Origin of the sequence: Collimonas fungivorans (assembly GCF_028292705.1) — a bacterium.
In the GTDB taxonomy this organism is placed as follows: Bacteria; Pseudomonadota; Gammaproteobacteria; order Burkholderiales; family Burkholderiaceae_D; genus Collimonas; species Collimonas fungivorans_B.
The window spans coordinates 1-10,846 of the sequence record NZ_JAQGLV010000275.1 but is presented as its reverse complement, the minus strand read 5'-3'; the positions used below and the strand labels follow the sequence as shown (position 1 = coordinate 10,846).

Genomic DNA, 10,846 nt, shown 5'->3' with positions numbered 1-10,846 from the left:
CAGCACCGACCACGGCGGTCAGCATGCTGACCGAGCCGATGTCGATGCCATCCACCGCAATCGAAATCGCCTCGCCGTCCTGTCTGGCGCCGGCAATGTACAGCAGCGGCAGGTAATGCTCCGGCGTCGGCACCGACAATTGCGCGTCCTGGCCCTGGTCGGCATAGTCGATCAGCGCCTGCATGTCGCCGCTCACCAGGCTTTCGCGTATGTGGTCGTTGAAGCGCTGGGCCCAGCCATGCACCGGCGCATCCTGGCTGCGGTTCATCAGGCGCAGGTTATGCACCACGTCGCCGCTGCCAATAATGAGCACGCCCTGTTCGCGCAACACGGCAAGCTTGCGTCCCAAGTCAAAGTGGAACTGCGCCGGCTGGGTGGCGTCGATGCTCAGCTGGATCACCGGCACATCGGCCTTGGGGAGGGCCTTGACCAGCACCGACCAGGTGCCGTGGTCCAGTCCCCATGAATGATCCATGGCGACCGCCACCGGCGCCAGCAGATCACGCACCTGCGCCGCCAGCTGCGGATCGCCCGGGGCCGGATAACGCACATCAAACAGCGCCTGCGGAAAACCGCCGAAATCATGGATGGTCTTAGGCTGCGTCATGGCGGTGACGCCGGTGCCGCGCGTGTACCAGTGCGCCGACACCGACAGGATCGCCTTCGGTTTCAGCTGCGCGGCGCTGGCTCCAAGTTCAGCCCAGGCTGCGGTGTAGCGGTTATCTTCCAGTGCATTCATCGGGCTGCCGTGACCGAAGAAAATCGCCGGCATGCGGGTGGCAATTGTGCTCATCTTGATCTCTTCCAGAAATTTATTTATCGGCTTTGCCGCTGCCCAGCGCAAATGCGCCGTTGCCCAGCAAAGCCACCGAAATTGCAGTAACCACCATGAAGGCCGGATATTCCCAGCCGCCGTTAGGGCTGGTGAACACCCAGCCGTTGCCGGCGTGCACCGACAAGGCGCCCAGCAGCACCGGCAGCGAAATCACGGCGGCAATCCGGGCCTGCAGGCCCAGCACCATGGCGATCCCGGTCAGCACTTCGACCGCCACCACAGGATATACCGACCATGCCGGAAAACCCTGGCTGGCGAAGAAAGCGGCTGCGCCCGGCAAGGTGAAGACAAAAGTCTTCAGGTAGGCATGGGCCAGCAGCGCGATGCCCAGGGTCAGCCTGAGCAGGGTAGCGGCGTAGGTGCTTGGGTTGTTCATGATATTACTTTCACAAGAAATGGTTAAAGCCAGGGGAATTTATGGACCGTGTCCGACTATATATTCTTGCAATGAAAAGAAAAATCATGTTTTATTGAAATATTATTTCCGAATTCCAAAACAATAAGGCATTGCGATGAATCTGTTCGAAGCGATGAAGGTGTTTGTCAAAGTGACTGAAACCGGCAGCTTGTCGGGCGCGGCGCGGATCCTGAACCTGTCCAATCCGTCGGTGACGCGGCATATCGCCGACCTCGAGCAATACCTGGGCGCGCGCCTGCTGAACCGCAGCACGCGCCGCCTGAGCCTGACCGATACCGGCAGCGCCTACCTGGAGCGCTGCAAGCAGGTGCTGGCCGATCTCGAACAAGCCACTCTGGCGGCCGGCATGCATGCCGCCAACCCGAGCGGCGTGCTGCGCATCAATGCGCCGGTATCCTTCTCCGTCAACCACCTGGGCCGGCTGCTGCCGCTGTATGCACAGCGTTACCCGAACGTGAAACTGGACGTCACCTTGTCCGACCGCATTGTCGACCTGGTCGAAGAAGGTTTCGACCTCGCGATCCGCATCGGCAAGCTGCAAAACTCCAGCCTGGTGATGCGCAAGCTGGCCAAGGCGCATGTACTGACCTGCGCTGCCCCGGCCTACCTGGAACAGCACGGCGTGCCGCAGCATCCCGACGACCTGGCGCGGCATACCTGCCTGACCTATGCCTATACGTTGCCGGACAATGAATGGCGCCTGCAACGCGACGGCAAGGTCCATACGGTGCGCGTCGGCGGCGGCTTGCATTGCAATAACGGCGACCTGCTGATGGCGGCGGCGCTGGCCGGCATGGGCGTCATCAGGCAACCGACCTTCATCATCGGCGACGCCATCCGCGATGGCCGCCTGGTGCCCGTCCTGACCGGTTACCACGGCGATGCGCTGGCGGTGCACGCGGTGTATCCGAGCCGCCAGCACCTCTCGGCCAAGGTGCGCACCTTCGTCGATTTCCTGGCGCAGCAATTCGGTGAAGTGCCGGCCTGGGACCGCGATCTGCCAATATGAAAAAAGGCCGCATCCGCGGCCTTTGGTGAGCGAGTAAGCAGGTGCTTACTTCTTGCTGCGCGGCGTAGCGGCCTTGGTCAGCTGCGCGCCGGCATTGTTGAGGTTGGCTTCCAGAGTTTCGACTGCCTGCTTGGCGTTCTTGGTCAGCTGCTCATAACCGGCATTGGCGTTGCTGATCACCGATTTCAGGATAGAGATCGCGTTTTCCGAACCGGCAGGCGCGTTCTTGCTGACTTCTTCGATCAAGGCGTTGATGCGGCGGCTGGTTTCGGCCACCTGTGCTTCTGCCGCACGCGTGTACTCAGCCTGGGTGCCGGAGGCGATGCTAGCCAGGTGGCGGCCGTAAGCTGCGGCTTTTTCGGCGCCCGGCTTGGCCTGGGCCGCCGAGATGTTGAGGAATTCCTGCGGGTCCTTGGCGCTCAGCAATTGCTTGGCGGCGCCGCCGGATTCTTCCAGCGAAGCCTTGGCCGCGCTGATGTTGAGTTCGATGACCTTTTCAACACCCTCGAAGGTTTTTGTAGTCAGGGTATTGAGCAATGCCAACTGGGCTTCGAAATGCGCTTTGGTTGCTGCGGCAAACTGTTCATGAAACGAAAACATGGCCTTCTCCTGTGTGGACAAATCATCTCTTGCTATCAACATGGCAATATTGCACATTCTACAAGCAAAATGTGAATCTGCCTCCTGCCAAACCTAACAGTCCTAACCCGCCGCGACGGCGCAAACCTTCCTGTCTTTCGGCTTGCCGCCATGGCCGGTACGGCAGGCGCGGTAGGCGACCACCGTGCTTTCAAACAGCTGGCGCGCCTGCGGCGCCGACAGCTTGGCCAGTCGTTCGGCCAGCTTGCGGCTGACCTGGAAATGCTGGTAATCAATGGGCTTTCTCCAATCCCCACCCCAGGTCAGAAAACCATGTTGCGCGAATAGTTCCACAACTTGTTCGCTGCTTCCCGCCCGGCTGGCGATGCGCTCGCCGAAAGCCTGCCCGGCCGGCGGACTGTAAACCAGCCGGCCTTGTGCATCGCGCCGCACATACGGGTTTTGCAAAGGATTGATATCGATCGCCAAACCATAGGCATGCAAGGACGCCGCTCCGCCGCCGGTGATCGGCCTGTCGTTGAAAGCAGAGGTATTATTGTCCGCCATCGAGGCGTCGTCGTTGCCTTGATAATGCTCCATCAGGCGGGCCTGTGCAAGCGGGAAACGGCGTTTGAACAGCTCGTCGAACAGCGCTTTGACCTGCGGCGCGACCGCCGCCATGACCATGATCTCACCGTCGTCATGGCGCACCTGGTCAAAGTCGAGATACGAGAAACGGACTACCTGCAATTGCGGGCAGTCGACCGGCGCGCCGGGCTGCAGCACATGCTGCTTGAGCAGCGCGCATTGCTGGCTGTCCAGTCCCGCAGCGGCGGCGCCAGCCTGGACGCCGACCGTCATGCCGGCCAACAGCAGCGCCAGGGTCAACCGCCGCAGCACGGAAGCAGGCGCCATCAACTCACCGGCGGCATGACCAGTTCATGCACCACCAGGCCGGCGTCGGAATCGCCGAAGGTGTCGCCGTTGGCCTTGACGCGCTCGGCGGCCTGCATGGCGTCGGCGTAACCTTGCTCCCAGCGCCACTCGATCGAGCCGCGCGAAAAATTGATGTCCTTGGACGGCATGTTCCAGTCGTGGCCGCTGTAGCGCAGGCGCACGATGTGGATTGTGCTGTTGTCGTGCAAACCCTTGAATTCCTTGAGGTCGGATTTGCTGCGCAGCGCCGGCGGCAGCTTGTCGTACAGCGCTTGCGCGGCGCGCCGCAGTTGATACATGCGCAAGTAGTTTTCGATATGGCGTTCCGAACGGGAGGCAAAGGTCACGTCTTTCTGGCGGTTCGTGATCTGGTCCAGGGTCACCGGCTCGGGACCGTTGGCGCTCCACAGATCGACCATCACGCACAAGGTGTTGCCGTCGATGTCGGTCCTGGATTCGTCGTCCAGCACCACTTCCAGCGGCGTATTCGAATACAGGCCGCCGTCCCAGTACAGGTCGCCGTCTATCCGCACCGGCGCAAAACCGGGCGGCAAGGCGCCGCTGGCCATGATGTGTTCGACGCCGATAGGCCGGTCGCGCGAATCGAAGTTGACCAGGCTGCCGCAAGCCACCTTCATCGCGCTGACCGTCAGGCGCATGCCGCCCGGCTCGTTCAGGTGCTTGAAGTCGACCAGGCGCGCCAGGGTTTCGGCCAGCGGGCTGGTATCGTAAAAACTGGCTTGTTCGGCCGCCACCGGCCAGCCCAGCACGAAGGGATTCGGCGAGCGCGGCGAGAAAAATCCCGGCACGCCGCGCGCGGTGACGTCGGTGGTGGTCCACCAGGTATTGAACTGGCGCGCGCTGTCGGTGACCTTGCCCAGGTCCATCAGGTCGCCATGGCCGACCTGCTCCCAGAATTCCTTCAGGCGCGACAGCCGCATGTCTCGCTCGTTGCCGGCGATGATCGCAGCATTGATGGCGCCGATCGAGGTTCCCACCACCCAGTCCGGGGTCAGGCCGTTCTCGTGCATTGCATGATAAACCCCGGCCTGATAAGCACCTAGCGCACCGCCGCCCTGCAATACGAGCGCCACCCGCGGGGTGACCGACTCGGCTTTGGTTTTAGTACGGATTCGTGCTTTGGAAGTGGTTGCATTGCTCATTTGACGCCCATCTTGTGTAGGGAAGAGCAATCATATTAACCGATCGCAGCAGAAGGCGACGGTACGCCCCCTATGTCATCAAATCCAGCAATTGCTGGACCGCGCCGGTTACAAACAAGGGCTTGGTGCGCAACGAGGCTGGCACAATGCGCCAGCCATTTTCATATCTGCTCGATCTATTTTTTCCTGATCATGTAAATCGCCAGCCCTACCAATAACACCACGCCAAATTCCAGGCCGACCACAATGTATTGCGCCATGATGCTGCTTATCCAAAAAGTCATGCAATTGATAAAAGGAAGGTCACCACGTGGCCCACATCCAGCTTGACGCCTGACCACTCATCGACGCCATGATCGTGGTGGGGCGGCAGTCGCATTTTCCTTACCTGGCGCTGCGCTGAGGCTTGGCAGGTACTTGACGCAGGTGGCCGCGGCCTGGCGTAGAGCCGGGATCTTTGCCGGCCGTTGCCGACACGCCATCGCTGACGCATTCTTTCACGAAATCGTTCAGGGACTGCCCTTTCCTTGCCGCCGCCAGGCTGGCGTTGCGATGCAGTTCAGGCGTCAGACGCACGTTGAACGTGCCGCTGCAGGGCTTGTCCGGTTCCAGGCCTGCGCGCCGGCACTTGTCCAGATAGAAATCCACCGCTTCTGCAAATGCCGTTTGCAGCTCCCTGACGTTTTCCGCTTCGTAGCTTACAAGATCATTGATAAACAATATCTCACCGTGCAGGCAGCCATCCTCGATGCTGACCTCGATAGAACCTGAATAACTTTTATGGCTGAGTATTTTGTCGCTCATTTCATTCCTCGCTGGGATTCGTCAAACCGTACTCTTTCAGCTTGCCGTTTACTTTTAACAATAAATATCTTTTCACGATATTGCCTGGATGGGGCTTGTGCACAAAAATCTTAAGACCCGTTGCGGTTTTAAAACATCGATAAGAGCCGCCCTTGTCAGAAAACTCGATAAACCCGTACGAATTGAGCAGGCTGACCAGTTCTTGCCATGTAAAGTCTGCAGGAACGGCAGCAGCCCGGTTGCGCAATTTATCGGCTTGAGTCATTTGATTATCCTGTCCTTTCTCGAAAATTGCAACTGAAAATTAGTTGCATAAAAATGGCATGCTGTTCACGATGACTTATCTCGATACTCACGAACAAGGCCAACCATGTCAATTTGGCAAATTCCCTAAAACCTGGGCCGTGCCGGTTCACAAGCGTAAAATGGCGCATTCCGCAATTTCTGCCGCCAATCCTTTCGTTAGCCCGCCATGACCATCCTGCTGTCCACGCTCAACGCGCGTTATTCCCACGCTTCACTTGGGCTGCGCTATCTGCAGGCGAACATGGGGGATTTGCGCGAGGCCACGCAGCTGCATGAATTCGTCATCGGCGCCAAGACCACCGACATTGTCGAAAAGCTGCTGGCGCATAAAGCCGGAACGGGCACTACCATCGTCGGCTTCGGCGTGTATATCTGGAATATCGAGGAAACCACCAAGGTGGTGGCGATGCTGAAACGGGTGGCGCCCGACATGGTGATTGTCCTGGGCGGACCGGAAGTGTCCTACGAATCGGCCGAGCAGCAGATCGTCCAGCTCGCCGATTACCTGGTTACCGGCTGGGGCGACGTCACCCTGCCGCAGCTGTGCCGGCAGATTCTAAATGGCCCGAAGCCGCTGATGAAGGTGCATGTCGGGGTGCAGCCGCCCATGGCCGATATCGTCCTGCCGTATGGCTTGTACAGCGACCATGACATCGCCCACCGCACCTTGTATGTGGAAGCGTCGCGCGGTTGTCCGTTCAAATGCGAATTCTGCCTGTCGGCGCTGGACAAGACGGCGTGGCCGTTTGCGCTCGACAGTTTCCTGGCAGAGATGGAGTCGCTATATGCGCGCGGCGCGCGGCTGTTCAAATTCGTCGACCGTACCTTCAACCTGAACGTCAAAACCAGCTTGAAGATCTTGCAGTTCTTCCTCGACAAGCTGGCGGCCAATCCTGACGATCCGGTGTTTGCCCACTTCGAGCTGGTGCCCGATCATTTGCCGGATGCCTTGAAGGAGTCGATTGCGCAATTTCCGCCTGGCGCGCTGCAATTCGAAATCGGCATCCAGAGTTTCAACCCGGAAGTGCAAGCGCTGGTAAGCCGCAAGCAGAATAACGAGAAAGCGGCGGAGAATATCCGCTGGCTGATCCAGCAATCGCAGGCGCATCTGCACGTCGACCTGATCGCCGGTCTGCCGGGTGAAGATGTCGCCAGTTTCGCCCGCGGTTTCGACCGCCTGGTGGCGCTGCAGCCGCATGAAATCCAGTTCGGCATCCTGAAACGCTTGCGCGGCACGCCGATCATCCGCCATACCGAGCCTTACGGCCTGATCTTCGATCCGCACCCGCCCTACACCATCCTCGCCACCAGCCTGATCGACTTTCCCACCATGCAGCGCCTGCAACGGTTTTCCCGCTACTGGGACCTGGTCGCCAATTCAGGACGCTTCGCGCACACGCTACCGATCTTGCTGGGCGATACTCCGTTCGCCAGCTTCATGGCGTTTTCGGACTGGCTATACGGCAAGACCGACGCCACCCACCGGATCGCACTGGACCGCCTGGCAGGCCTGGTCGGCCAGTGGCTGCATTTGCAAGGGATGGCGGAAAATGCGGTCAATGCCGTGCTCAGCACCGACTATGCAGGCAAACCAGCCAAGCAGGCTGACATGCCGCAGCTCATGGCAAAACCCGACGCTGCAGCCGCCCCCAAACGCCAGGCGCGCCACTTAGTCCACACTTAACCCACTGATCTGGCGGCGGTGCTGAGATCCAGCATGTGCTGGCGCCAGGCGCCGATCAGCTGCTGCGCCACGCTGTCCATGGAGGCCAGCGCCACGCTGCTGCTATGGTTGATGATCATCAGGGCATACACGTTGGCGAGCGCATTCACCTCAGGCGACAGTGCGCATTCTTCCCCTACCGCAGGCCGTTGCAGACGCCAGTAATTGATGGCTTGTTCCAGTTCGGGCAATGAGATATTCATGGCTTTATTGTACCTGCCACGAGCGGCTTGTCAGATTTGCGGCCAAAATATTATCAAAATACCACGCCGGCAACCAGGATGATGTTGGCGTACGGCGTGAACTCGCCGGTACGGATAACGGCTTTCGCGCTGTGCGTCATGCGCTTGAAATCGGCATGCGACAAAGTGCGCTTGTCGACCAGGCCGAGCGCCTCGATCTGCTGCGCCAGCTGCGGGCTGTGCAACGGCAGTTCTTCGGCCAGCACATGGTGCTCCACCTGCATTTCCGTCAATATCGTTTGCAAGGTATCCATGAAGCCGGGCACGCCGCGCGTCAGCGCCAGGTCGATCAGCGGCACGCCGGGCGGCACCGGCAAGCCGGCATCGCCGATCACTATGCTTTCGCCGTGGCCCAGCGATGCGATCAGTTGCGACAGGGCGATATTCAGCAATGGGCTTTTTTTCATCTCAAGCCTCCAGTTCACTGCGATAGGGAATCGAGGTTTGCGCGCCGACGCGCGCCACGCTCAGGGCTGCCGCGCGCTGGCCGAAGGCGATAGCGTCGGCTTCGCTGCGGCCTTCGGCCAGCGCTGCGACAAAACCGCCAATGAAGGTGTCGCCGGCAGCGGTGGTGTCGACCGCCTTGGTCGGCTGCGCGGCAAAATGGACTGAGCCGGACGACAGCGCCGCATAGACGCCCTTTTCGCCCAGCGTGACCAGCACATTGCTGCTGCCAGCGGCGCGCAACTTGGCGACTGCTGCTTCGATGGCGGCGTCGTTATCCAGGCTGGCGGCGTTGAGGCCGGCCAGCATGGCCGCCTCGATTTCATTCGGGATCAGGTAATCCACCTGCGCCAGCAGAGCGGCCGGCAAGGCTTGCGCCGGCGCCGGATTCAGCACCACGGTCTTGCCCAGCTGATGCGCCAGCTTGATCGCATGGATCACCGTTGCCAGCGGCGTTTCCAGCTGCAGGACGACGATACGCGCCTGTTCGATCAGGCTGCGCGCGGCATCGATATGCGCCGGGCTCAGCGCGTCGTTGGCGCCGGCCGCCAGCACGATGCTGTTCTGGCCGCTGGCGTCGACCAGGATCGAAGCCACGCCTGAAGCTTCTCCTACTATTGTGCTGATATGGCTGTCGTCGATGCCGTCGTTGCGCAAGGCAGCCCGCAGTTCCGTACCGAAAGCGTCGTCGCCGAGGCAGGCGACCATCGCCACTTTCACGCTATCGTCGCTGAGACGCGCGCAAGCGACCGCCTGGTTCGCGCCCTTGCCGCCCGAGATGGTCTGGAAACGTCCGCCGGACAAAGTTTCGCCGGGGAGCGGCATGCGCGGCACATTGAGCACCAGGTCCATATTGATACTGCCGATGATGACGATCATTGTGTGGTCTTGAAAATAAAGGCTACTAAAAAGGGATGACTAAAATTCACGCCATCATGACACCACGGTCGAACCGCGTATATGCAGTTCAGGCGCAATCGACAGCCGCTGCAAAGGACGGTCGGGCGTGGCGATCCGCTGCAGCAGACATTCGGCGGTGAGCTGTCCGAGCCGGCGCGTATTCTGCGCCACGCTGGTCAAGGTCGGATGGACGAACTGCGCCAGGTCGATATCATCGAAACCCACCACCGCCAACGTCTCCGGCACCGCGATGCCCAGTTCTGCCGCGGCACGCAAGGCGCCGATCGCCATCAGGTCGTTGCAGCAGAAAATCGCATCCGGGGCTTGCGAAGGTACAGATGCAAAGCGCGCCAGCAGGCTGCGCGCCGCCAGGTAACCACCCGCGCTGGTGAAATCGGCATAAGCCAGCAATGGCTCCGGCAGCATAACGCCGGCAGCCAGCAATGTCTGGCGCAAACCACCGATCCGCTCGCGCGAAATAGCGATGTCTTGCGGGCCGCCGATGCAAGCGATGCGGCGCCGCCCCAGGCTCAGCAGATGCGCGGCCGCCAATGCGCCGCCGGCGGCGTTGTCGACCGCCACCAGGTCGATCGCCATGTCTTTCGGCGCCCGGTCCAGCAGCACGGTCGGCACCTTCATCTTGCGCAACAGCTCGCCGTCGGTCTGCGCCAGCGTGGCCACGATCAGGCCGTCGCAGCGTTTGGTCAGCAGCACGTTGAGATAATCGCGCTGCTTGGCCGGATCGTCGTCGGAATTGCACAGGATGACGCTGTAGCCGGCCGCATAACAGCTGTCTTCGATGCCGCGCGCCACTTCCGAAAAATACGGATTGGTGTTGTTCGGAATGATCAAGCCGATACTGCCGGTAGCCTTGCTTTTCAAAGAACGCGCCAAAGCACTCGGCACGTAGGCCATGGCCTCAACCGCCGCCAGCACCCGCGCCCGGGCGTCGGCGCTGACCGGCCGGGTCTGGTTCAGGACGTGCGAAACCGTGGTGTACGACACCCCGGCCGTGCGCGCTACATCCTTGATGGTTGCCATATTATTTGCTCAATGTGTGGAGCGTTCGCCGCGGCGGCGATAGGTATCCAGCACTACCGCTGCAACAATCACCAGCCCGGTGATGATGCGTTTCATCGGCTCGCTGACGCCGACCTGCGCCAGGCCGGCTTCCAGCACCGAGATGATCAGTACGCCGATGAACGTGCTGATCACCGAACCGCGCCCGCCCATCAGGCTGGTGCCGCCGATCACGACAGCCGCAATCACTTGCAGCTCCATGCCGACGCCGCCGTTCGGATCGGCCGCTTCCAGCCGCGATACCTGGAACAAGGCGCCGACGCCGGCCAGCAAACCCATCAGCGCAAACACCAGCACCTTGCTGGGACGCGGATTGATGCCGGACAGGCGCACCGCTTCTTCATTGGTGCCGATGCCGATCCAGTGGCGCCCGAGCACGGTCTTGGTCAATACCAGGTGGCCGACGA

General features: G+C 60.6%; 14 protein-coding genes. 2 read left to right on the top strand and 12 right to left on the bottom strand.

Annotated elements, in window-relative coordinates:
* Both ygiD and JWQ61_RS15410 read right to left on the bottom strand, forming a co-directional pair.
* Positions 1–793: 4,5-DOPA dioxygenase extradiol (gene ygiD, locus JWQ61_RS15415; protein ID WP_304361306.1), on the bottom strand; the 793-nt coding region annotated here is incomplete at its 3' end.
* 19 nt (positions 794–812) lie between these two features.
* Positions 813–1,211 (bottom strand): DoxX family protein, encoded by a 399-nt coding sequence (locus tag JWQ61_RS15410; RefSeq protein WP_304361305.1) that lies wholly within the window; start codon positions 1,209–1,211, stop codon positions 813–815.
* A 136-nt stretch (positions 1,212–1,347) separates the two neighbouring features.
* Between JWQ61_RS15410 and JWQ61_RS15405 the strand changes: the two genes are divergently transcribed.
* Complete coding sequence (locus JWQ61_RS15405) at positions 1,348–2,262, top strand: LysR family transcriptional regulator (protein WP_304361304.1); 915 nt, start codon at positions 1,348–1,350, stop codon at positions 2,260–2,262.
* 45 nt (positions 2,263–2,307) lie between these two features.
* Here the strand turns inward: JWQ61_RS15405 and phaP are convergent, their stop codons facing one another.
* The 5 genes from phaP to JWQ61_RS15380 form a co-directional block, all read right to left on the bottom strand.
* Positions 2,308–2,862: a TIGR01841 family phasin gene (gene phaP, locus JWQ61_RS15400; RefSeq protein WP_061541847.1), complete on the bottom strand. Its 555-nt coding sequence runs from the start codon at positions 2,860–2,862 to the stop codon at positions 2,308–2,310.
* Positions 2,863–2,964: 102 nt separating this feature from the next.
* Positions 2,965–3,756: a M15 family metallopeptidase gene (locus tag JWQ61_RS15395; protein ID WP_304361303.1), complete on the bottom strand. Its 792-nt coding sequence runs from the start codon at positions 3,754–3,756 to the stop codon at positions 2,965–2,967.
* Positions 3,756–4,940, bottom strand: a complete 1,185-nt coding sequence (locus JWQ61_RS15390) for a patatin-like phospholipase family protein (protein ID WP_304361302.1) — start codon at positions 4,938–4,940, stop codon at positions 3,756–3,758. Before JWQ61_RS15390 ends, JWQ61_RS15395 begins: the two co-directional genes overlap by 1 nt.
* Positions 4,941–5,324: 384 nt before the next feature.
* Positions 5,325–5,744 (bottom strand): type II toxin-antitoxin system HicB family antitoxin, encoded by a 420-nt coding sequence (locus tag JWQ61_RS15385; protein WP_304361301.1) that lies wholly within the window; start codon positions 5,742–5,744, stop codon positions 5,325–5,327.
* Between the two features lies 1 nt (position 5,745).
* Entirely contained in the window at positions 5,746–6,009 is a 264-nt protein-coding gene (locus JWQ61_RS15380) for a type II toxin-antitoxin system HicA family toxin (protein WP_304361300.1), read from the bottom strand.
* A 207-nt stretch (positions 6,010–6,216) separates the two neighbouring features.
* Between JWQ61_RS15380 and JWQ61_RS15375 the strand changes: the two genes are divergently transcribed.
* Complete coding sequence (locus tag JWQ61_RS15375; protein WP_304361299.1) at positions 6,217–7,734, top strand: B12-binding domain-containing radical SAM protein; 1,518 nt, start codon at positions 6,217–6,219, stop codon at positions 7,732–7,734.
* Here JWQ61_RS15375 and JWQ61_RS15370 read toward each other — a convergent pair.
* From JWQ61_RS15370 to JWQ61_RS15350, 5 genes are all read right to left on the bottom strand, one after another.
* Positions 7,731–7,976: a DUF3717 domain-containing protein gene (locus JWQ61_RS15370; RefSeq protein WP_304361298.1), complete on the bottom strand. Its 246-nt coding sequence runs from the start codon at positions 7,974–7,976 to the stop codon at positions 7,731–7,733. The two genes, JWQ61_RS15375 and JWQ61_RS15370, sit on opposite strands and share 4 nt — an antisense overlap.
* 53 nt (positions 7,977–8,029) lie before the next feature.
* Positions 8,030–8,422 carry a D-ribose pyranase gene (rbsD, locus tag JWQ61_RS15365; RefSeq protein WP_304361297.1) on the bottom strand — a complete coding sequence of 131 codons (393 nt, stop codon included), beginning with the start codon at positions 8,420–8,422 and terminating at the stop codon, positions 8,030–8,032.
* Between the two features lies 1 nt (position 8,423).
* Positions 8,424–9,338, bottom strand: coding sequence for a ribokinase (rbsK, locus tag JWQ61_RS15360; protein ID WP_304361296.1), 915 nt, complete (start codon positions 9,336–9,338; stop codon positions 8,424–8,426).
* Between the two features lie 54 nt (positions 9,339–9,392).
* A complete protein-coding gene (locus tag JWQ61_RS15355; protein WP_304361295.1) occupies positions 9,393–10,400 on the bottom strand; it encodes a LacI family DNA-binding transcriptional regulator in 1,008 nt (335 codons plus the stop codon).
* A gap of 9 nt (positions 10,401–10,409) precedes the next feature.
* On the bottom strand, positions 10,410–10,846 hold a 437-nt coding region (locus JWQ61_RS15350), incomplete at its 5' end, for an ABC transporter permease (protein WP_304361294.1).